Here is a 22,545-nt window from a genome sequence, read left to right as displayed (position 1 = left end):
CCGAGGGGAGTCGTGTGCACGAGGGGCTGTCGCCGGAGGCCGAACAGCTGTACCTGGCGATGTTGCGCGGAGCCGACGTGGGACTCGGCGCCGCGCACGCGGAGCTCGAACGGCTCGGTCTGGTCAGGAACAACGAGGTGCGCCCACCGCGGTCAGCGCTGGCCGCGATCGCGTCGAGCCACGAGGCCGCGGCCGCCAGGGCGCGGGAGACCGCCGAGGTCCTGGCCGCCGCCTACGCCGAGCACGGGGCGAAGGAGGTCGACTTCGTCGAGGTCCTCAAGGACGCGGGCGAGGTGATCAGCGCGTTCGAGGAGATGCAGAGCCAGGCGAAGACGGAGGTCCGGGCGCTCGACCCCGGTTCGTACCTCAGCCCGCAGCCCGAGGCGAGCCCCGCGCAGCCGCCGGCGCTGGCCCGCGGCGTCGCGTACCGGGTCGTCTACGAGTCGGCGTTGCTGCAGACCGAACGGGGGTTCGCGTCGGTGCAGGAGAGCATCGCCGTGGGTGAGCAGGCGCGGACGTTCCCCGGGGTGCCGCTCAAGCTCGTCATCGCCGACTCGGACCGGGCGCTGATCGCGGTGCCGACGGTCAAGGGCGGGAACGTCGTGGCACTGCTCATTCACCCGTCCGTGCTACTGAGTGCGCTCAGCGAGTTGTTCGAGGCGTTCTGGCGGATGGCCGTGTCGATCACGCCGAGCACCGGCGAGGACACCCAGCAGGAGCCGACGACCGCGACCCGGCGGTTGATGGCACTGCTCAGCGCCGGTCTGACGGACGAGTCGATCGCGCGCGAGCTCGGCGTGAGCGACCGGACGGTGCACCGCAGGGTAAGTCGGTTGCAGCAGTTGCTGGGGGCCCAGACCCGGTTCCAACTCGGGGTGCAGGCGTCACGGCGGGGTTGGCTCTAGTCACCCTCAGCAATTGAGACATTGATCTTCATTACTCTGCGAACACTTTCGGTGACAGTTTTCAGACATGGCGACTTTCCGCCATCACCCAGGAGTGTTAAACGCGGGCTTTTCCCTTTCTCCTCTGTTGCATGCGCGGCCTCTCTCGGCCGTGCGGGGGCAGGAAGGGATCCACCGTGAGGAAGTTCGTCAGAGGCGGCATCGCCGCGGTCACAGGGGCGCTGGTCGCGTCGAGCATCGTGCTCACGCCGGCCGCGGGTGCGGCCGCCGCCGGGCAGGACCCGGACACGCAGAAGCTCGCGGGCGCGCTCGCCACCCAGAAGGTGACCTGGGAGGAGTGCACCTTCCCCGGCGTCGACCCCGCGACCGTCGCGAAGTTCAAGACCGTCAAGGGCCTCGCCTGCGCGACCATCCAGGTCCCGCGCGACTGGCACAACCCGGCCGACGGCAACACGATCGGCATCCGGGTCTCCAAGACCGAGACCGCGCACAAGGGCACCAGCCGCCAGGGCATCGCGCTGGTCAACCCCGGCGGTCCCGGCGGCTCCGGCCTGCCGTGGGGCGCGGCCATGGCCCTGCGCACCCCGGTGCTCGCGGGCCAGTACGACTTCATCGGCTTCGACCCGCGTGGTGTCGGCCTCTCCACGCCGCTCACCTGCAGCTACACCGTGCCGAACAGCACCGACGTCAACGTGCTGAACAAGGCGAAGGTCGACGGCTGCCTCGAGAACCCGCTGACCGAGTTCATCACCACCGAGCAGACCGCCTACGACATGGACTTCATCCGCGTCGTGCTCGGCGAGAAGAAGATGAGCTACATCGGCTACTCCTACGGCACGTGGCTCGGCACTTGGTACGCCGCCACGTTCCCGAGCAAGGCGCACCGCTTCCTGCTCGACTCGGCCGTCGACGCCTCGCAGTCGACCCTCGAGAACACCTGGGACCTGCAGCCGCGCACCCGCGACCGCCAGTTCCAGGAGGCGCTGCTGCCGTTCATGGCGCGCAACGACGCCAAGTACGGCCAGGGCACCGACCCGATGGAGATCCGCCGCAACTGGGAGAAGGCCGGCGGCACCCGCGAGTTCGTCGGGCAGCTCTTCGTCGCGTGGTTCGTGATCCCGGCGATGTACGACACCTCGCAGTACCACGCGGCGGCCTCCGCGGTCGCCTCGGTGATCGACGCGGCCGGTAGCGAGGGCACCGCCTCGGAGAAGGTCGAGCAGATCGTCTCGAAGATGCTCGCGACGGCGGGCCTCACCGACGAGAACAAGGCGTTCATCGCCAAGGCCAAGGGCAACGCGCTGGCCGCCATCGCCAAGAAGGAGCGCGTCGCGGTGAAGTCCACGACCGCCGCCGCCGAGGTCGAGACCTGGGACGCGACGTTCGAGGCGATCCGCTGCCAGGACGGTCAGTGGAACCAGAACCTGCACTACTGGAACTACTGGCTGGCCGACCTGACCGTGAACGCGCCGTTCATCGCGCCGTTCATGTCCACGCCGCTGTGCGCCTACTGGCCGACCAAGAACTCGATGCCGAAGGCGGACAAGAAGACGTTCCCGCGTCTGCTCGTCGCGCAGTCCGAGCTCGACGCCGCCACGGCGTACGAGGGCGGCCTGGCCACGGCGAAGGCTCTGCCGAACGCCAAGCTGATCAGCGTCGACAACGAGGGCACGCACGGCCTGTTCCCGTACAACACGGACTGCGTCGACGACCCGATCGTCTTCTACTTCCAGACCGGTGCGACCCCGCGCAAGCAGTTCACCGGCTGCCAGGCGCTCCCGCTTCCCGGTGAGGACAAGACGTTCGACGTCGGCGGCAAGCTCACCAACGGCAAGGTGAAGATCAAGATGATCACGCCCGCCGTCAAGGAGGCCAACAAGATCGTCAAGGACCTGCTGAGCGGTTCCTCGACGGCGGCGGCCGACGAGTCGGGCATGCCGGCCAACCTGTAACACCCCTCGAAGCTGCGGCTCCCGGCACGATGTGCCGGGAGCCGCTTCCACTTCTCAGCGCTGCCACCACTTCTTGCGGACGACGTCGATGACCACGCAGGTGATGTTGTCCGGGCCGCCGTTGCCGTTGGCGAGCGCGACCAGCTGCCAGGCGGCGTCCGTTCCGTCCTCAGTGGACAGCAGGATCTCGTGGACCTCCGCCAGGTCCGCGTAGTCCGTGAGGCCGTCGCTGCAGATCAGGTAGCGGTCCTCGACCTTGGCCTGGTGCCACGACAGGTCCGGCTCGTGGGAGTTGCCGGACTGCAGCGCTCTCAGGACGTACGCGCGGCGCGGGTGGTTCGCCGCCTCCTCGGGCGTCATGCGGCCGGCGTCGACCAGGGCCTGCACCATCGTGTGGTCGTGGGAGAGCTGGCGCAGTTCGCCTTCCCTGAGCACGTACGCGCGGGAGTCGCCGATGTGCGCCAACTGGAAGGCGAGGCCCTCCCAGCGCATCGCGGTGAGCGTGGTGCCGGCGCCCTGGGGCGTCTCGGCGTCGAGCCTGCGCGCGATCTCGGCCACCGCGGGGCCGAGGTCGCCCCGCCAGTCGGCGAGGACGTTCACCGCGAGCGCGCTGGCCACCTCGCCGTACTCGTGGCCGCCCATGCCGTCCGCCACGGCCTGCAGGTCCTGGCGGACGTAGACCGAGTCCTCGTTGTGCTCGCGAACGAGCCCAGGATCGGTCGCCACGGCGATGCGCAGCTCGTGTGTCATCTCTCCAGTAGATCAGTTGTGAAGTGACTTCACAAGCAATACGGTTGTGAACATGGATGAGACGGTCAACGCCGGTGACATAGCGCGCCTCGCCGAAGTGGGGCGGGCGGCCGTGTCGAACTGGCGGCGGCGGTTCGAGGACTTCCCAGCACCGGTCGGTGGGACGGCCTCCAGTCCGTTGTACCTGCTGCGCGACGTGGAGTCGTGGCTTCGGCGCAACGGCAAGCCGTTCCGCGTCTCCCCCGCCGAACGCCTGTGGACGCAGCTGCGCACCGTCGACGACCTGCGGCTCGGCGAGGCACTGGCGGCGGTCGACTGCGACGCCGAGACCTTCGAGTTCCTGCACGAGCGCTACCTGGAGGCCCACTCGCGGCTGCTGAACCCGACCCCGCCCGAGGTCGTCGACGTCGTCCTCGCCACGACCGACGGCGACACCGTGATCGACCCCGCCTGCGGCACCGGGGGTCTCCTGAAGGCCTCCAGGGCGCGGAACAAGATCGGCCAGGAGCTCGACCCCGTGTCGGCGGTCATCGCGCGGCGCCGGCTGCCGTCCGCGCAGATCCACACCGGGGACTCGTTGCGGCACAACGGGGTTCAGGAGAAGGCGGACGCCGTTGTGTGCGATCCGCCGTGGCACGACCGGGCGTGGGGTCACGAGGAACTGGTGGGCGACGCGCGCTGGACGTACGGCCTGCCGCCGCGCGGTGAGCCGGAGCTGGCGTGGTTGCAGCACTGCCTGTCGCTGGCCAAGCCCGGCGGTCTCGCCGCGGTGCTGCTGCCGTCGGCCGCGGCGTCCCGCCGGCCGGGCAAGCGGATCCGCGGCAACCTCCTGCGCGCCGGGGCCGTGCGCGCCGTGATGACCGTGCAGCCGGGCCGCGACCTGTGGCTGCTGCGCAACCCGGTCGGCCGCGCCCCCGACCACATCGCGCTGCTGGAAGCGCCCGGCCCGATCGACCCGAACACGCGGGTGCTCGACCTGCTCGACGACGACGTCGACCTGTCGCCTGCGCGCCGCAGCGGCACCGACGTGTCCGCGTACCTCGCCGCGCAACCGGCGTTCGACCTGCCCGCTCTTCCCGAGCTGCGCGCCTCGGCCTCCGTGCCGATGACCACGATCGGCGAACTCGTGCGCGCGTCTCCCGGCGAGCACGTCGTCACGTCCCCGACCGGTGCGACGTACGAGATCAACCCGCGCAAGGTCGACCCGGACTTCCTGGAGGGCGTCCTGCGCGCCGCGTTCGCGCGCACCCCCACCGGTTCGACCCGCCTCGACGTTCGCCGGACGCAGGTCCCGTCGCTGCCACTTGAGGAACAACGCCGCTACGGCCAGGCGTTCGCGCAGCTCAAGGCCTTGGAGGCCGGTTTGGAAGACGCCGTCACCCTGGTCCGTTTGGGCTACAATGGACTGCTGAGCGGACAGATCAGACCGGCGTGAGCAGGCTGGATTCACCCGATCGAGATGTCCTGAAACGCTGTTACCGTCGTCTCGCGTACGAGGAAGCGCGCGTGGCCAGCGAACAGGTCGTGGCGGTTAGGCTTCCGGCGTGCTGATCGCCGACCGCTACGAGATCGACGACCTGCCGCTGGGGCGGGGTGGCATGGGCTCCGTCCACAAGGGCCGGGACCTGCGCCTGGACCGGCGGGTCGCGGTCAAGCTGCTGCGGCTGCCGGGCAGCGACGACGAGGTGCGCCAGCGCTTCGCGCGGGAAGCGCGGATCGTCGCCAAGCTCGAGCACCCCGGAGTGCCGGTCCTGCACGACTTCGGGACGTACGAGCAGCGCCTCTTCCAGGTCATGCAGTTCGTCGACGGCGTGACGGTCGCCGACCTCGTCGGCGAGTTCGGCCCGCTGCCCGAGGCGTGGGCCGCGAACATCGCCGCGCAGACCGCCGCGGTCCTCGCCGCCGCGCACGAACGCGGCATCTGCCATCGCGACCTCAAGCCCACCAACCTGATGCTGTGCCCGGACGGCGCCGTGAAGGTGCTCGACTTCGGCCTCGCCCTGCTGCGCGAGAGCGACGTCGCACCGTTCAGCCGCGCCGGGCAGATCCTCGGCACCCCGTCGTACATGGCCCCGGAGCAGATCCAGCGCGGGGTCGCCGAGCCGCGCAGCGACCTGTACGCGTTGGGATGCGTGCTGCACGAGATGGTGACGGGCGAGCAGCTCTTCACCGGCCCCACGGCGTACGCGGTGTTCGACAAGCACGTCAAGGAGGCGCCGCCGCGGGTGGCGGGTGCGCTCGACGCGGTGCTGCAACGGTTGCTGGCCAAGGACCCCGGGGACCGGCCGGCGACTGCGCTCGAGGTTTTCGGGGAGCTGCAACGGTTTGCGCAGGATCCGCCGCCGTTGCCCGGGTTCGTGGGGGACGGGTCGGCGGTGGCGATGTACGCGAGCGTGCAGCGGGGGCGGCGGTTCGGCGAGGTGTAGCGGGACGCGGTGCCGGAGGGCTGGTGGCGGCGGGTGGCGTCGATCGGTTGTGGTGGCAGGGCGCGGGCGACGAGTCCGGCAGCGCAGTCCGGTGGCGACGTGGCCAACCGGCACGCGGAGGCGGGCCGAAGCCAGCCCCCAATGCCACGACCGGGTCCGGCTGCGACGAGTGGGCGCCGCGAGAGCGATTTCCGTTGAACAGTCAGCGAACCGTTGCGCCACAACAGTTGTCAACGTCGGCCGCAACCACACCACCACCCTCGCCAACCTACGCCGGAATGCGGTTCACCTCGTGATCCCCGGTGGCCCACAGGTGCTGCACGACGTAAGACCGCCAAGGACGCCACACCTCCGACCGCCGAACCAGGGCAGCGGGCGTGGTCGGCAGCCCCAAAGCCTCCGCCGCCACCCTGATCCCCAAATCCGTGGGCAGGAACGCGTCCGGATCTCCCAGCGCACGCATCAGGATCGTCTCCACCGTCCAAGGCCCGAAACCCGGCAACGACGAGAGCCAGGAACGCGCGACTGAGCGGTCGGCGTGAGCGGACAGGTCGAGCCCCTCGTCGAGGGCGGCGAGCAGGGCGGCCATCGTGCGGCGGCGCGATTGCGGGACGGCGAGGGTCGCCGGGTCGAAGGAGTGCGGGAACAGGAACAGGTCGCCCACCGGGGTGCCGTGGGCGGCGACCAGGCGGGCGGCGTGGGTTCGGGCCGCCTTCGTCGAGACCTGCTGGCCGAGGACGGCTCGGATGGCGAACTCGGCGCCGTCGGTCGTGCGCGGGACGCGGCGGCCGGGGGCGGCGGAAACCAAAGGGGCCAAAAGGGGGTCTTCGGACAAAGCCGCATCCACTGTCAATGGATTGGTGTCGAGGTCGAGAAGGAAGCGGCAAAGGTCTAGAGCAGTGTTCGAATCGCGGGAGTCGGACAGTTCCAGGGTACAGGCGACGTGGTCCGGGAACGGGCGCAAAGCCGCGATGCCGAATCCGTGCGGAAGGCGCAGGGTTCGGCGGTAGACGCCGTCGCGCCACTCCTCCACTCCCGGTACGGCGGTGGCGATGAGGTGGCCGAACAGGTTGTCGGGGTACAGAGGTGATTGAAAGTGCAACCGTTCCGAGAACGTGTTCAGCCGCATACCGCCAAGCATGACGCCATTCCAACCGAGACGCTGGCGGGAAAGCGACATCATTCCGGACGGGGCCAACCGGGTGACCTGCTTCGCGGCGGGAAATTCCGTGGCTAGGCTGGTTGGTGCGCCGCTGCAGGAGTTGTTGTCGGTTTTCAGCAGGGAAGGGCGGCGTCGCGTGCGATGAGGGCGGCCTGGACGCGGTTGTCGCAGCGGAGTTTCGTCAGCAGTCGGCTGACGTGGGCCTTGATCGCCCCTTCCGAGAGGTACATGAGCCTTGCGATGCGCGCGTTAGCCATGCCCTGCGCCAGGTACACCAGCACCTCCTGCTCGCGTCGCGTGAGCAGGCTGATGCGGCTGCGCGCGGCGTCGCGACGCTCGGAGTCGGCGCCGGTGAAGTGGTCGACCAGCGCTCGGGTGGCGGACGGCGACAGGATCGCCTCGCCGGCGGCGACGGCGCGCACGGCGGTCACGAGGGTGTCGGCCTCGCCGTTCTTGAACAGGAACCCCGCCGCGCCGGCGCGCAGGGCCGGGAAGAGCATCTCCTCGGTCTGCGGGGTGCACAGCATGATCACCTGGGTGCCGGGGACGCTCCTGCGCACCATGCGGACGGCGGCGAGGCCTTCCATGCCGGGCATCGAGGCGTCCATGAGCAGCACCTGGGGGCGGTGGCGGCGCACCATCTCCACGGCGCCGGAGCCGTCGCCGGCCTCGCCGATGACGACGATGCCGCCGGAGCGCTCCAGCACGCCGCGCACTCCCGTGCGGACCAGGACCTGGTCGTCGGCGATGCCGACGGTGATCGTGCGCGGCTTGTCCACCAGTTGCAGACCTCCGCTCGCCCACGAGGTGCTCGTCGTCAACGCCATGACCTCTCCCTGTCAGACCGGACCAGCTACCAGTTTGTTCCCGAACGAGCACCACGGGAAGGCAGGCATAACGACGAGGTTGCGCACCGTCTCGCGCGCACGCAGGTGTAACGGGTTGCACGGTGACGCCCACCACCCACCACCTGCGGGAACGCTTGAACGAGACGGGAACAGCCTGCCGTTACGGCTTGAGGAGAGGGATTCATGACCAGCCCCGGACGTTGTGCTTCGTGCGACGGCGCGCTGCCTCCCGCCACCTCCGAGCAACGCAGGTCCTACTGCTCCAACGCGTGCCGCCAGCGGGCGTACCGCCGCCGGGTCACCGTGACGGCGGCGGCGCCCGCGACCAGGCAGAACCTGCGGGTGCTGTCGAACCTGCCCGCCGCGCGCGACACGTTCGTCGGCCGCCAGCAGGAGCTGTCGAAGCTCGACCAGCTGTTGCGCCGGCATCGGCTCGTCACGCTCGTGGGCAGTGCGGGTGCGGGCAAGACGCGTCTCGCGCTGGAGAGCGCGGGCCGGTTGCGGCGCGGCCGGACCGACAGGGTCGTGCTCGTCGAGCTCGGTGCCGTCACCACCCCGGCGGACGTCCTGCCCGCCCTCGCCCGAGCGCTGGAAGTGGCCGAGCGGCCGGACGAGCCGTTGCGCGACACCGTCGTCGAGACGCTCGTGAACATGAAGGTCGTCGTGGTCCTCGACAACTGCGAGCACCTCCTCGACACGTGCGCCGAGCTCACCGACATGCTGCTGAGCCGCTGCCCGGGCGTGCGGGTGCTGGCGACGTCCCGCGAGGCCCTGTGGATCACCGGGGAGGTCAGCTTCCACGTCGAGGGGCTGCCGGTGCCCTCGACGGACCGGGACCTGGTCACGACGGCGGCGCCGCGGTCGGAGGCGGTGAAGCTGTTCGTGGACAGGGCCCGCGAGCGCAAGCCCGACTTCCGGCTGACGGCCGGGAACACCGCCGCGGTCGCGTTGCTGTGCGCACGGCTGGAGGGCATGCCGCTCGCCATCGAGCTCGCCGCGCGGTGGGTGCAGCTGCTGCCGGTCGCGGACATCTGCGACCGCATGGACGAGCCGCTCGAACTGCTGACGCTCGGCTGCCGGAAGTCGCCGTCGCGCCAGAGCTCGTTGCGCGAGGCCATCGACTGGAGCTACCGGCTGCTGCGGCCGGACGAGCAGTTCGCGCTGCGCAGGCTGAGCGTGTTCGACGGCGGCTTCGACCTGGTGGCGGCCACCGAGGTGTGCTCGTCGGAACGGTCGGCGGAACCGGTGCTCGACGTGCTGTCGCGGCTGCAGGCGAAGTCGTTGCTGGCGGCCGTCCCCGGCACGACCCGGTTCCGGCAGCTGGAGACCGTCCGCCTGCACGCCAGGGAGAAGCTGCTGGCCGCGGGTGAGGCCGACATCGCCTACGAGGCGCTCGCCCGGTGGTTCACCGACCTCTCGGACGTGCTGATCACCTCGCCGCTGTCGGTGCCCGCGGAAGTGCAGCACAAGCTCGACAACCACGTCGACAGCCTGCTCGGCACGGTCGAGTGGGCGGCTGACCGCGGCGATGAACGGTTGCTGCTCCTCACTTCCGCGCTGGCCGACTGCGCCGCGCGGCGCGGACGGCTCGGCCAGGCGCGGGTGATGCTGCGCGACGCGTTGCGGCGACCGTCCACCCGCGACGACTACCGGTGCGTGGCCCTGAACCACGCGGCACGGTTCGCGGCCGAGCAGGGTGATCACGACGAGGCCGCCGGCCTGTCCCGCGAGGCCCTGCGCCTGGCCGCGGCCAGCGGGCTGCCGGCGCTGGTCATGAGCTGCCGCAGCACGCTGGCGGCGGTGCAGCAGTCGTCCGGCGAGTGGGAGGCGTCGGACCAGAACAGCACCGAGTGCCTGCGCGTCGCGGAACTCCTGGGCGAGCCTCTCGCCCGTGCGGCGTGCTTGGTCGATCTCGCGCGCACGGCGTTGTCGCTGGGCAAGCACGAACGTGCCGAGAAGAACGTCATGAAGGCGTTGCCCATCTCGCGCACGTCAGGTGTTCCCGCGCGCATCGCCTCCGCTCTCAACACACGCGGCACGGTCGCGTTGGTGCAGGACGAGCTCGACGAGGCCACGCACGCCTTCCAGGAAGCGTTGCGGATGGACGGCCTCAACCCGCTGACCGCACCGGACGCCTTGGAAGGCTTGGCCGTGGTCGCCGTGACGCGGGGTCAGGCTGAGCGCGCGCTACGACTGGAGGCCACCGGACGGGCCATGCGCCGGTCCGTCGGCGTGGTGCCGAACCCGTTCTGGAGGGAGAAGGTCGCCGTCGCGATGCGCACCGCACGACTGATGCTGCCTGTTGCGCGCGCAGACGCCGCTGCCACGCCGTTGACCGCTGCCGAAACCGAGGCGTTCATCCACGACGAGGTGTGGCTGGACCGCACGGAGGCGGCCTTCGACGCGCTGGACGACCACGAACGGCGCGTGATCGCGCTGCTCGCGACGGGGCTGACGAACCAGCAGATCGCGAACCGGCTGAACGTGTCGCTGCGGACGGTCGCGTCGCGGCTGCACCGGCTGCGGGAGAAGCTGGGTCTGCGCAGCCGGGAGGACATCGCCGCCTGGGGCGCGGAACGGGCTATCGGCTGAGCGCGTAGACGTCGGCCCGCGCGTCGGCGGCCTGCCCGAGCGCGGGCCGTGCCCCGGCCTGCGCGCGGCGGCCCGGGTTTGACCCGATGGGGCGAACCCGGCCGTGCGAACGCTTTGGTCTTGAACGAGATCGAGGGCTCGGTCTCGCAGGCCCACCGCGTGTTCGCCCACCGGACAGAAATCGGTCAACCAGCATCTCGGAACCGTTTTCGGACTACTCCGTTCGAGTGACGGAAGAGGTCTAGACCTTGACCTTCGAGTGGTCTAAACCACATCGTTCCGGTACCCCTGCGACTGAGGAGACCGATGTCCAAGTTCCGATGGCATCTAGCTGCTCTCTTCGCGGCAGTCGCCGCGATGGTCCTCGGAATCGTCGTCGTGCCCGCTGCTAGCGGCGCCGGTGGCGTTTCCGCCACGTTCTCCAAGGGTTCGGACTGGGGAACGGGCTTCGAGGGCAAGTACACGATCACGAACAACGGCGCGGCGGCCCTGACGTCGTGGACCGTCGAGTTCACGCTCCCGGCGAACCACCGCGTCACGTCGCTGTGGGACGGCTCCTACACGACGAGCGGTCAGACCGTCACGGTCAAGAACACCTGGAACGGCAACATCGGTGTCGGCGGGTCGGTGAGCTTCGGCTTCAACGGCTCGTACACCGGCACGTTCGGTGCGCCGACCAACTGCAAGCTCAACGGCGGCTCGTGCGAGGCGGGCGGGACCAACCCGACCACCACGACCACGACGTCGACGACCACCACCACCACCACGACCACCACGACGACGACCACCACCGGTCCGCCGCCGCCTCCCGGGAAGATCAACCTGGGCTACTTCGCCGAGTGGGGTGTGTACCCGGCGCGCAACTACCAGGTGAAGAACATCGACACCTCGGGCTCGGCGTCGAAGCTCACGCACATCAACTACTCGTTCGGCAACGTGGTCGGCGGCAAGTGCACCATCGGTGAGGCCTTCCCCGCGATCGAGAAGGCGATGACCGCGGCGGAGAGCGTCGACGGCGTCGCGGACACGTGGGACGCGCCGGTGCGCGGCAACTTCAACCAGCTGCTCAAGCTGAAGAAGAAGTACCCGCACATCAAGGTGCTGTACTCGTTCGGTGGCTGGACCTGGTCCGGCGGCTTCGGAGAGGCGTCGCGGAACCTGCCCGCGTTCGTCGACTCCTGCTACAACCTGCTCAAGGACCCGCGGTGGGCCGGTCTGTTCGACGGCATCGACATCGACTGGGAGTACCCGAACGCGTGTGGCCTGTCGTGCGACACGAGCGGCCCGGCGGCGTTCAAGAACATGGCGCAGGCGCTGCGCACCAAGTTCGGCCAGAACTTCCTCGTCACCGCTGCGATCACCGCTGACGGCTCCGCCGGCGGCAAGATCGACGCGGCCGACTACGGCGGCGCGTCGCAGTACCTCGACTGGTACAACGTCATGACGTACGACTACTTCGGTGCGTGGGCGGCTCAGGGCCCGACGGCTCCGCACTCCCCGCTGACGTCGTACCCCGGCATCCCGACCGCCGGCTTCAACTCCGAGGCCGCGATCTCGAAGCTGCGCGGCAAGGGCGTTCCGGCGAGCAAGCTCCTGCTCGGCATCGGCTTCTACGGCCGCGGCTGGACGGGTGTGACGCAGGCTGCCCCCGGTGGCACGGCGACCGGTCCGGCTCCCGGCACGTTCGAGGCGGGCATCGAGGACTACAAGGTCCTGAAGACGAAGTGCCCCGCCACCGGCACCATCGCCGGCACGGCCTACGCGTTCTGCAACGGCCAGTGGTGGAGCTACGACACCCCGCAGACGATCACCAGCAAGATCCAGTGGGCACGCAGCCAGGGTCTCGGCGGCGCGTTCTTCTGGGAGCTCACGGGTGACACCGCGAACGGAGAGCTGATCACCGCGATGAAGAACGCCCTCGGGTAGTCCACCCGGGTCGTCCTTCATGAACGCCGGGAGGGGAGCTGGTCAGCCCAGCTCCCCTTTCGTTCGCCCGAAATCAGCAGAAAACCTCGTTCAGGATCTTGCCGAGCGCGTCACCGGGGTCGCCCGGGGTGGGCGCGCTCGTCGCCGAGAGCTCCAGGCGCTTCTTGGTGTCCGGCGTCGACAGCATCTCCGTGGAGTAGCCGGGGATGCCGCCGCCGTGGCCCCACACCTTCGTGCCGCAGGGCAAGGTCTGCACGCCGAGACCGAGACCGTAGTCCGGGCTGACCTCGGTGGTCTTGCTGATCTCCTGCTGCTGCGCCGGCTTGAGCAGCTTCCCGCTCGACAGCGCGACGATGAACGTGTCCAGGTCGCGGGTCGTCGAGATCATCTCACCGGCCGCCCACGCGACGGACGGGTTGATGCGGGTGATGTCGGACGGCTTGCCGTTCGCCGTCCAGTAGCCGTGCGCGTGCGGGCCCTTGATGGTCGGCCTGTCGCCCGGGACCTCGGTGTCGCCGAGGCGCAACGGCTTGATGATCCGCTGCTCGACCGCCTTCTCGTACGGCTTGCCCGTCAGCTTCTCGACGAGCAGGCCCGCGACGACGTAGTTGGTGTTGGAGTAGTTCCACTTCGTGCCCGGCTCGAAGTCGAGCGGCTTGGCCGTGGCGATCGCGAGCAGCTCCTGCGGCGACCAGTGCTTGTAGCGGATCTTCTCGAACTCGTCCGGGCTGAGCGGCAACGCCTCCGTGTAGTTGTAGAGGCCGCTCGTGTGCTGCAGGACCTGCCGGACGGTGATGCGCCCGTCGACCAGGCCCGGCAGGTAGCGCACGACCGGTGCGTCCAGGTCGACCTCGCCCTCGCCCGCGAGCTGCAGCAGCACGGTCGAGACGAACGTCTTGGTGATGCTGCCGACCCGGAACCGGCCGTCGAGCGGAACCGGCTTGTCGCTGCCGAGCTCGGCCTTGCCCGCACGGGCGGTGAAGTGCTGCCGCCCGTCCGTCACGCGCGCCTGCACGCCGAGGGCTCCCCCGCCCTGGGCGATCTGGTCCAGGGCCTGCTGGACGACCTCGCGGTCGGCGCCCGTGGTGTCGGCCGAAGCGACCCCCGCGGTGGTCAGTGCCAGCAGGCTCGTTGCGGTAACCGTTGCTACCAGTCGAATCCCCATGACTCCACCCTGCCGGGAACGGCGGGTCCCCGCATCCACCTCAGGTCGCGCGGCGTCTCAGGGTTTGCCCTGGTGTCCTGATCAACAGAAGATCTCGTCCAGCACGCGGAAGTAGGCCCCGGTCGGGTCGCCGGTGCCCAGGCCCGTGGTGGCGGAGAACTCCGCGCGGACCTTCCGGTCCGGGCTCGAGTAGGCGTAGCTCGAGAAGCCCGGCACGCTGCCGGTGTGGCCGATGATCGTCGCGCCGCACGAGACCTGGTCGAGGAACAGTCCGAGGCCGTAGCCGGGGCTGACGGCCGTGGTCCGCGTCAGCTCGCGCTGCTGCTCGGGCGCGAGGAGGACACCGCCCAGCAGGGCGTTGTAGAAGGTGTCGAGGTCCTTCGTGGTCGAGACGACGTCACCGGCGGCCCAGAAGACCGTGGTGTTCCACCGGGTCGTGTCGGTCGGCCGTCCGTCGACCAGGCCGTACGAGCGGGCGTGGGGGCCGTGGACGTCCGGGCTGTCGCCGGGGAACGTCGTGTCGACGAGGCGCAACGGCCTCAGGACGCGCTGCGAGACGGCCTCCGCGTAGTCCTGACCGGTGATCTTCTCGATCAGCAGGCCGAGGACGACGTAGCCGGTGTTGCTGTACCGCCACCTCGTGCCGGGTTCGGACTCCAGCGGACGGCTCGTGGCCAGCGCGACGAGCTCCTCGGGCTCCCAGTGCCGGTACCGGATCGGCTCGAAGCCCGGGGGGTCGAAGTCGAGGGCGTCCGTGTAGTTGAACAGCCCGCTCGTGTGTTGCAGCAGTTGGCGCACGGTGATCCGGTCGTCGACGAGGCCCGGCAGGTGACGGGTGACGGGCGCGTCCAGGTCGACCTCGCCCTCCCCGGCGAGCTGGAGCACGACGGCGGAGGTGAACGACTTGGTGGTGCTGCCCGCGCGGAACCGCCCGTTCGCCGGGACCGGACGCGGGTCGCGGAGTCCCGCGGTGCCGGACCGCGCGGTGAAGCGGGTCCGGCCGTCCGTCACGCGCAGCTGGACGCCCTGCGCGGCGGTGCGGACGATCTCGTCCAGCCCCTCCTGGACGATCCCGCGGTCGATCCTCGGGCTGTCGGCGGCGGCGGTGCCGGTGAAGAGCAGCGTGCAGGCGGTGGCGATGGCCAGTGATCGTGTCCCCATGCCTCCCCAACGCCTCAATACGGGCGCTTTGCTGCCTTCATGGCCGAAACGAGCATGGGACGCACTTTCGGCCAGTGCACGTCCCGCTGGCACGAGAACGGCGGCAGGAAGCCCCCGCACCGGCCGGAGCTCGCGCCGATCTCCCACACGAAGCTCGGCACGCCCAGGTCGTCGTACACCCAGTCGTCCGTGGCGCCGGCGGCGTTGTAGAGCAGCTCACCGGGCTGGCCGGCGCGGAAACCCGACAGGGCGGCCATGTCCTGCGCCATCTTGCGCAACGCGGCGTCGTTGCCGGTCTTCTGCGTGCTCCAGCCCCACGGGAACAGCACGTAGTCGCCGTAGCTGTGCATGGAGATCACGGCGCCGGTGGTGTCCTGCGTGGCCGCCGCGGTGTCGCCGGGTGCGCGCGTGTCGCGGTAGAGCTTGCGCCACAACGACTCCAGTGCCTGCACCTCCACCTCGGAGTCGGCGCGCGTGCCGCGGTAGGTCTCGCTGCACCGGTTCGCGGACGAGCCGACCTCGCCCCAGTGCGAGCCCGCGTTGCGGTTGAGGTCGACGCCGCGCGGGCCGGAGGCGCAGGTGCCGTTGGCGTTCTTGCGCTGCAGCACCGGGGAGTCGCCGCCGGACTCGACGATGTCGACGCCGTCCGGGTTGGCGATCGGGACGACCCAGACCTCCAGCTCGTCGAGCAGCGCGGTGAGGTCCGCCGATCCGACCAGGTCGTCGATGAACCGCCACGCCATGTCGCCGGTGGTGATCTCGCGGGCGTGGAGCTGGCCCATCACGAACAGGCGCGGCTTGGGCGCGGTCGGCGTCAACGCGCAGTCGCCGGGCTTCCTCCGGGTGACGCAGACGGCTTTCAGGTCGTGGCCGCCGCTGCCCTGCGTCTTGCGCCAGGAATCGCCGTAGTCGACGACCGTCGCCAGTTCGGGATGCGCGGTCGCTACCTGGTCGAGATGCGCCAGGTGTGCCGTGATGGTCCGATAACCGCCGTAATAAGTCGCGTCCCCGACAGAGCGCGGCGCCCGCCGGGACGGGGGCAGGACCTTCTCGACAGCCGGCCGGTAGCCGTCCGCGCGGAGCTCGTCCGCGGTGTTCCTGCCGCCCGCGACGAACAGGTCGTCACCGTCGCGCTGCTCCAGCACGTCGTAGCCGAGTCCCAGCAGGCGTTGCGCGGAGTCCCCCAGCGGGGCGGGCACGCGCAGCACGTACGTCGCTTGTGGACCGTCCGCGGGAGCCGGTGCGGGACTGAGGAGCAGGGCCAGGCAGGCGATCAGGGCGACGGCGGTCCGCATGATCGACGATCATGGGCTGTTCGGCCGATCGTCGCCAGTCCGTTCGACCGACCGGATGATTACCGTCCGGTGCTTGAGACGCCGGAAGGTGCCATTGGCGTGATGTGACGAAGATCAATAACATCAGGGTCAGCACCGCAGCGGTTATTGCGCAGTGAAGCCGAAACCGACTCGACGGACAGCGGGGTTCGCCCACGACCAGTCTCGGGAAGAAGCGGGAGAGCATGCCATGGACCACCTCTACGACGACGGTGTCGCCGAGATCTCCTTCCCCTGGCGCGGCTCTCTCACCGACGACGACGAGGGACTGGAGCCGACCATCGTGCGCAGCGTCGACTGACGGAGCTCAGAGCGCCTGCGCGGTCCTCAGGCGGTGGGCCAGCGCCGTGTGGCGACGGCCCGCCCCCACCGTGCGCACGGCCTGGCCGATGGCCCGCTTGCTGCCCACGAGCACGACGAGCTTCTTCGCCCGCGTGACGGCGGTGTAGAGCAGGTTGCGCTGCAACATCATCCACGCGCTGGTCGTGATCGGGACGACCACGCACGGGTACTCGCTGCCCTGGGAGCGGTGGATGGTCATCGCGTAGGCGTGGCTGAGCTCGTCGAGCTCGGAGAACTCGTAGTCGACCTCTTCGTCCTCGTCGGTGCGGATGGTCAGCTTCTGCTCGACGGTGTCCAGGCCGATGACGACGCCGAGAGTGCCGTTGAAGACGCCGTTGCGGCCCTTGTCGTAGTTGTTGCGGATCTGGGTGACCTTGTCGCCGAGCTTGAACACCCTGCCGCCGAAGCGCTTCTCGGGCAGGTTGTCGCGCGACGGCGTGAGGGCTTCCTGCAGCACCGTGTTGAGCGCGCCGGCGCCGGCCGGGCCGCGGTGCATCGGCGCGAGGACCTGGATGTCCTTGCGCGGGTCGAGGCGGAACTTGCGCGGGATGCGGTTCGCGACGACGTCCACGGTCAGCGCCGCCGCGTCCTCGGCCTCGTCGGTGCTGAAGAGGAAGAAGTCGGGCATCCCCTGCACGATCGGGTAGTCGCCGCTGTTGATGCGGTGCGCGTTCGTGACGACGCCGGACTCCTGGGCCTGCCGGAAGATGTGCGTGAGCCGGACGTTCGGGATCGGGCTGCCCTGCGCCAGCACGTCGCGGAGCACCTCCCCCGCCCCGACGCTCGGCAGCTGGTCGACGTCGCCGACGAACAGCAGGTGGGCACCCGGCGGGACGGCCTTTACGAGCTTGTTGGCCAGCAGCAGGTCGAGCATCGAGGCCTCGTCGACGACCACGAGGTCGGCGTCGAGCGGGTGGTCCCGGTCGTAGGCCGCGTCGCCGCCGGGCCTGAGCTCCAGCAACCGGTGGACCGTGCGCGCCTCGTGGCCGGTGAGCTCGGTGAGGCGCTTCGCGGCCCGCCCGGTCGGCGCGGCCAGCACGATCTTGGCCCGCTTGGCCTGGGCGAGGCGGACGATCGAGCGCACGGTGAAGCTCTTGCCGCAGCCGGGGCCGCCGGTCAGCACCGCGACCTTCTGCGTGAGAGCCAGTTTGACCGCCTCGGCCTGGTGCTGCTCGAGCTCGGTGCCGAGCCACGCGAACGCCTTGTCCCAGTCGACCGCGGCGAAGCTCGGCATGCGGTCGGTGCCGGCGTGCAGCAGTCGCTTGAGCTGCGCGGCCATCGAGATCTCGGCGCGGTGGAACGGGACCAGGTAGATCGCGACCTCGTCGTCCGGTAGCTCCTCGCGGACGACGCCCTCCTCCTCGACGAGTTCCGCGAGGCAGTCGATGACGAGACCCGTGTCGACCTGGAGGATCTTGATCGCCTCGGCGATCAGCGCCTGTTCCGGCAGGTAGCAGTTGCCGTCGGTGGTGGCCTCGGACAGCGTGAACTGCAGGCCGGCCTTCACGCGCTGGGGGCTGTCGTGCGGGATGCCGACGGCCTTCGCGATGACGTCGGCGGTCTTGAAGCCGATGCCCCAGACGTCGCTCGCCAGCCGGTACGGCTCCTCCCTCACCACCTCGATGGCCTTGTCCGCGTACTGCTTGTAGACGCGGACGGCGAGACTGGTGGAGACGCCGACGCCCTGCAGGAAGACCATGACCTCCTTGATGGCCTTCTGCTCCTCCCAGGCGTCCGCGATGAGCTTGGTGCGCTTCGGGCCGAGCTTCGGGACCTCGACCAGCCGCTCGGGCGTGTGCTCGATGACGTCCAGGGCGTCGACGCCGAAGTGCGTGACGATCCTGTCCGCGAGCACCGGGCCGATGCCCTTGATCAGGCCGGAGCCGAGGTAGCGGCGGATGCCCTGGATCGTCGCGGGCAGGACGGTCGTGTAGTCGTCGACGTGGAACTGCTTGCCGTACTGCGGGTGCGAGCCCCAGTGGCCGCGCATGCGGATCGACTCGCCCGGCTGGGCGCCGAGCAGCGCGCCGACGACCGTGACCAGGTCACCCCGGCCGGTGTCGACCTTGGCGACGGTGTAGCCGTTGTCCTCGTTGGCGTAGGTGATCCTCTCCAGGACCGCTTCGAGGACGTTCATGCCCCGAACCTACCCGCAGGTCTGCACACGATCTTCACAACTCGTCCCGGCGTCCTCCACGACATGCCCATAAAGTCGCCGCCATGACAGGTCAGCGCCGGGTGCTCGTCGTGGAGGACGACATCACGATCGCCGAGTCCGTGGCCGCACGGCTGCGGGCGGAGGGGTTCGTGGTGTCGGTGGCCCACGACGGGCCGTCGGGGGTCGCGCAGGCCGCGGCGTTCCTGCCCGACCTCGTGGTCCTCGACGTGATGCTGCCGGGGTACGACGGGCTCGAGGTGTGCCGGCGGATCCAGGCGTCGCGGTCGGTGCCGGTGCTGATGCTGACCGCGCGGGGGGACGAGACCGACCTGCTGGTCGGGCTCGCCGTGGGGGCCGACGACTACCTGACGAAGCCGTTCTCGATGCGCGAGCTGGCGGCGCGGGTGCACGTGCTGCTGCGGCGCGTGTCGCGGGCGGTGTCGTCGCGGTCGCTGGAGCTCGGGGACCTGGTGATCGACCTCGCCGCCCGCCGGGTGCGCCGCGCGGGCGTCGAGGCGCACCTGACGCCCACCGAGTACGACCTGCTGGTGTTCCTCGCGGAACGCCCCTCCGCCGTGCAGGCGCGGGAGCGCCTGCTGGCGGAGGCGTGCGGGTGGCACGAGGGGGCGTCGTCGCGGACGGTCGACAGCCACGTGAAGGCGCTGCGGCGCAAGCTCGGCGCCGACCTGATCAGGACCGTGCACGGGGTGGGGTACGCGCTGGAGGTCCCTCGCAAGGAGGTGTCCGGGTGAAGACGGTCCTGGGCTGGCTCGACGTGCTGCCGCGCCCGCTCGACTCGGTGCGGTCGATCAAGCTCAAGCTCGGGATCGTGATCGTGGTGTCGGGGTGCGTGTCGTTCGCGTACTTCCGCTACGTGACGGGGTGGCTGCCGCCGCGGACCACCCTGATCGCACTGGGTCTGGGCCTGCTGACGTCGCAACTGCTCGCGCACGGCATGACGTCGCCGTTGCGGGAGATGACGTCGGCGGCCCGCTCGATGGCGTCCGGCGACTACACGCGCTCCGTGCGCGCCACATCGTCGGACGAGGTGGGGCAGCTGGCGGAGGCGTTCACGGTCATGGCCGCCGACCTCGCCGCCGCCGACCGGCAACGGCGTGAGCTGATCGCGAACGTGTCGCACGAGCTGCGGACGCCGATCTCGGCGCTGCAGGCCGTGCTGGAGAACGTGGTCGACGGCGTGGCGGTCGCCGACGCCGCGACGATGAGGACAGCCCTGGCGCAGACCGAACGGCTCGGACGGCTGGTCACCGAACTGCTCGACCTGTCGAAGATCGACGCCGGCGTCCTCTCGCTGAACCGCGAGGAGCTGTCGGTGTCCTCGCTGGTCGCCGACGTGGTGGCCGAGGCAGCCGTGGCGGCACCCGCCGCGACGTTCTCGATCGACGTCGCGGGAGACCTGACCGTGCTCGCCGACGGGGAGCGGCTGCACCAGGTGCTGGTGAACCTCGTCGACAACGCGGCCCGGCACGGACCCACCGGGGGGAAGGTGTCCGTGTCCGGGTACGCGAGCGCGGGTTCCGTGGTGCTGGAGGTGCGCGACGAGGGACCGGGGATCGCCCTGGCCGACCGGTCGCGGATCTTCGAGCGGTTCACCCGCGGGGAGAGGGCGGGCGGTGGCGGGACCGGGCTCGGTCTCGCCATCGCCCGGTGGGTGGTGGACCTGCACGGCGGCACGATCGCCGTGGTCGGCCCCGGGTCGTGCATCCGGGTGACCCTGCCCCGCTGAGCTCGTCCTGACGACCCTGCTTCGACCGCACCGCCGCCTGGTTGGTGCGGCGGTGACGCACGCCCTCTTCGGGCTTATGGAGAGAGACATGACTGACTCTGGCTCTGACTCGACGCGTTCGGGGGACTCCGCGGAGTCGCCCCGGGAGGAGGCCGCGAGGCGGCGCGGGTACCGGCAGTTCCGGAGGGTCGGGTACCGGCCCGTCGCCGGGGGTGGGGGGCCGGCGGGTTCTGGGGGCTCGCCGGACCCCGCGGGGGTGGTGGGTGGTGAGGCGGCTGGTGACGAGGGGAAGGCCGCCGCCGAGCCCGGGGCGGCGGTGGTTGCGGAGGCGGCTGGCGACGGGGCCAAGCCGGCGGCTTCGGCCGGCGACGAGACGAAGGCTTCGAAGCCCTCCGACAAGCCGAGGGCCGCCGACGAGCCCACGGCTCCCACCCCCAACGCCCTCCCCCGACCCGCGCAGGTGGCCACCGCGACCCCGCCCCCGTCCTCCCCCTGGCAGGCCCAACCCCGCCACCTCGCCGCCCCGGCGGTGGTCGCGGCACCGGGCGTGCCCTTCCTGCCCTGGTGGAAGCCGCCCACGACGGGCGCGCCGGGTCAGGTGATGGTCGCCGGCCTCGTCGCCGGTCTGGCGGGCGCGCTGCTCGCACCGCCCGGCAACGGCGTCGGCTGGTTCCTGGCCGGGCTGTTCGGCGTCGGCGCCGTGCTGTTCCACGCGGGCAAGCCGGGCGTTGAACGCGCGCTGTGGCTGGCGGGGGCGCTGGCGTTCCTCGCGATGGGCTTCCTGAGGGCCGCGGAGTGGGTCTTCCCGTTGTGCGTGCTGGCGTCGATGCTGTGCGGTTCGATCGCCATGACCGGCGGCAGGACGGTGCGCGGGCTCGTCTTCGGTGCGCTCGGTGTCGGGTTGGCGGCGTTCCGCTCGATTCCGTGGGTGGCCAAGGGGATCAGCAAGCGGGGGCCGATCGGGATCAGGCCGTTCGCGTCCGTCGGTGTGGCTGCGGTGCTGTTGCTGGTCTTCGGGTCGTTGCTGGCCGGGGCGGACAAGGGGTTCAACAACTTCCTCGAGAGCCTGGTGCCGGATCTGGAGGTCGACGGCTTCGTGCGGATGGTGTTCTTCGGGGTCGTGGCTGCCGCCGGTGCGATCGGGGCGTGCTACCTCGTGGCGGCGCCTCCGGAGATCGACGAGGACGTCGAGGCCAAGCCCGGGTCGTTGCGGCTCAAGGACTACGGGTTGCCGGTCGGTGTGCTCGTGTTGCTGTTCACCGGTTTCGTGGGGACGCAGCTCGCGGTTCTGTTCGGTGGCGAGGCCTACGTGATGCGGACTGCGGGCGTGACGTTCGCCGAGTACGCGCGGTCCGGCTTCTGGCAGCTGCTGTGGGTCACGATCCTGACGCTCGGCGTCATCACCGGGGTGGCGCGGTTCGCGGTCAGGAAGACGGCACGGGACCAGTTGTGGCTGCGGGTCCTTCTGGGTTCACTGGCTGTTCTCACACTTGTCATCGTGGCGAGTGCCTTGAGCCGCATGTGGTTCTACCAGCAGGCGTACGGGTGGACGGTGCTGCGGCTGCTCGTCGCGTCGTGCGAGGTGTGGCTGGCCGTCGTGTACCTGATGGTGATCGCGAGCGGGATCTCGTTGCGCGCCAACTGGTTGCCGAAGGCGATCGTCGCGACCGGAACGGCGTTCTTCCTCGCCGTGGTGGTGCTGAACCCCGAGCGGGTGGTGGCCGACTACAACGTGACGCGCTTCGAGGCGACGCGGAAGATCGACACGGTCTACCTGTCGCGGTTGTCGGAGGACGCGGTGCCGGCGCTCACGAGGTTGCCCGAGCCGCAGAGGTCGTGTGCCTTGCGGTGGTTGAAGAACAGGGTCGTCGAGCAGGACTGGCGCGAGTTCAACCTCGCCCGGTACACCGCCGGGAAGTCGCTCGAAAGCGTTGCGGTGACTGAGGTCACCTGTGAGTCCACCTACTCCGGAGAGCGGTAATCCGTTAAGCGCAGGTAAAGTAGCAGGTCTGCAAGTTTGCCGAGAGGGTGAGAAGTGACGCTCAAGTGACCATTGCGGCTGAACCCGTTGTCCTTC

General features: G+C 70.0%; 16 protein-coding genes. 9 read left to right on the top strand and 7 right to left on the bottom strand.

The features are described from left to right. Positions 1-14 precede the first annotated feature (14 nt). Positions 15-905, top strand: a complete 891-nt coding sequence (locus tag BLQ91_RS03530; protein WP_236216704.1) for a helix-turn-helix transcriptional regulator — start codon at positions 15-17, stop codon at positions 903-905. A gap of 176 nt (positions 906-1,081) precedes the next feature. Further along, on the top strand, positions 1,082-2,857 hold the full coding sequence (locus tag BLQ91_RS03525; RefSeq protein ID WP_245733057.1) for an alpha/beta hydrolase: 1,776 nt from the start codon (positions 1,082-1,084) through the stop codon (positions 2,855-2,857). A gap of 54 nt (positions 2,858-2,911) precedes the next feature. Here the strand turns inward: BLQ91_RS03525 and BLQ91_RS03520 are convergent, their stop codons facing one another. Next, positions 2,912-3,607: a PP2C family protein-serine/threonine phosphatase gene (locus BLQ91_RS03520; protein WP_090095079.1), complete on the bottom strand. Its 696-nt coding sequence runs from the start codon at positions 3,605-3,607 to the stop codon at positions 2,912-2,914. Positions 3,608-3,659: 52 nt separating this feature from the next. On the opposite strand from BLQ91_RS03520, the gene BLQ91_RS03515 reads away from it, so the two are divergent. Both BLQ91_RS03515 and BLQ91_RS03510 read left to right on the top strand, forming a co-directional pair. Continuing rightward, complete coding sequence (locus BLQ91_RS03515; RefSeq protein WP_176959548.1) at positions 3,660-5,042, top strand: N-6 DNA methylase; 1,383 nt, start codon at positions 3,660-3,662, stop codon at positions 5,040-5,042. Positions 5,043-5,151: 109 nt separating this feature from the next. Then, positions 5,152-6,033 carry a serine/threonine-protein kinase gene (locus BLQ91_RS03510; protein ID WP_090095076.1) on the top strand — a complete coding sequence of 294 codons (882 nt, stop codon included), beginning with the start codon at positions 5,152-5,154 and terminating at the stop codon, positions 6,031-6,033. 268 nt (positions 6,034-6,301) lie between these two features. Here the strand turns inward: BLQ91_RS03510 and BLQ91_RS03505 are convergent, their stop codons facing one another. Both BLQ91_RS03505 and BLQ91_RS03500 read right to left on the bottom strand, forming a co-directional pair. Continuing rightward, complete coding sequence (locus BLQ91_RS03505) at positions 6,302-7,213, bottom strand: DNA-3-methyladenine glycosylase family protein (protein ID WP_245733055.1); 912 nt, start codon at positions 7,211-7,213, stop codon at positions 6,302-6,304. A 95-nt stretch (positions 7,214-7,308) separates the two neighbouring features. Continuing rightward, positions 7,309-8,022: a response regulator gene (locus BLQ91_RS03500; protein ID WP_090095073.1), complete on the bottom strand. Its 714-nt coding sequence runs from the start codon at positions 8,020-8,022 to the stop codon at positions 7,309-7,311. Positions 8,023-8,226: 204 nt separating this feature from the next. Between BLQ91_RS03500 and BLQ91_RS03495 the strand changes: the two genes are divergently transcribed. Both BLQ91_RS03495 and BLQ91_RS03490 read left to right on the top strand, forming a co-directional pair. Then, complete coding sequence (locus BLQ91_RS03495; RefSeq protein WP_090095071.1) at positions 8,227-10,635, top strand: ATP-binding protein; 2,409 nt, start codon at positions 8,227-8,229, stop codon at positions 10,633-10,635. 306 nt (positions 10,636-10,941) lie between these two features. Then, positions 10,942-12,561 (top strand): glycosyl hydrolase family 18 protein, encoded by a 1,620-nt coding sequence (locus BLQ91_RS03490; protein WP_090095070.1) that lies wholly within the window; start codon positions 10,942-10,944, stop codon positions 12,559-12,561. A 73-nt stretch (positions 12,562-12,634) separates the two neighbouring features. Here BLQ91_RS03490 and BLQ91_RS03485 read toward each other — a convergent pair whose 3' ends face one another. From BLQ91_RS03485 to recD2, 4 genes are all read right to left on the bottom strand, one after another. Then, positions 12,635-13,726: a serine hydrolase domain-containing protein gene (locus BLQ91_RS03485; protein WP_090095069.1), complete on the bottom strand. Its 1,092-nt coding sequence runs from the start codon at positions 13,724-13,726 to the stop codon at positions 12,635-12,637. 81 nt (positions 13,727-13,807) lie between these two features. After that, a complete protein-coding gene (locus BLQ91_RS03480; protein ID WP_090095068.1) occupies positions 13,808-14,887 on the bottom strand; it encodes a serine hydrolase domain-containing protein in 1,080 nt (359 codons plus the stop codon). Between the two features lie 14 nt (positions 14,888-14,901). Continuing rightward, a complete protein-coding gene (locus BLQ91_RS03475) occupies positions 14,902-16,182 on the bottom strand; it encodes a M14 family zinc carboxypeptidase (RefSeq protein WP_090095067.1) in 1,281 nt (426 codons plus the stop codon). Between the two features lie 346 nt (positions 16,183-16,528). Next, positions 16,529-18,700 carry an SF1B family DNA helicase RecD2 gene (recD2, locus tag BLQ91_RS03470; protein ID WP_090095066.1) on the bottom strand — a complete coding sequence of 724 codons (2,172 nt, stop codon included), beginning with the start codon at positions 18,698-18,700 and terminating at the stop codon, positions 16,529-16,531. Positions 18,701-18,783: 83 nt separating this feature from the next. On the opposite strand from recD2, the gene BLQ91_RS03465 reads away from it, so the two are divergent. The 3 genes from BLQ91_RS03465 (at position 18,784) to BLQ91_RS03455 (ending at position 22,449) form a co-directional block, all read left to right on the top strand. Continuing rightward, entirely contained in the window at positions 18,784-19,473 is a 690-nt protein-coding gene (locus BLQ91_RS03465) for a response regulator transcription factor (RefSeq protein WP_090095065.1), read from the top strand. Next, positions 19,470-20,468: a HAMP domain-containing sensor histidine kinase gene (locus BLQ91_RS03460; protein ID WP_090095064.1), complete on the top strand. Its 999-nt coding sequence runs from the start codon at positions 19,470-19,472 to the stop codon at positions 20,466-20,468. The genes BLQ91_RS03465 and BLQ91_RS03460 overlap by 4 nt, the downstream gene beginning before the upstream one ends. 88 nt (positions 20,469-20,556) lie before the next feature. Further along, positions 20,557-22,449, top strand: a complete 1,893-nt coding sequence (locus BLQ91_RS03455; RefSeq protein WP_143022509.1) for a DUF4153 domain-containing protein — start codon at positions 20,557-20,559, stop codon at positions 22,447-22,449. The last annotated feature ends 96 nt before the right edge of the window (positions 22,450-22,545 follow it).

Source organism: Lentzea jiangxiensis, assembly GCF_900104175.1.
Classification (GTDB): domain Bacteria; phylum Actinomycetota; class Actinomycetes; order Mycobacteriales; family Pseudonocardiaceae; genus Lentzea; species Lentzea jiangxiensis.
Note: the sequence above shows the minus strand (reverse complement) of the source record. Positions and strands in the feature narration are given on the sequence as shown.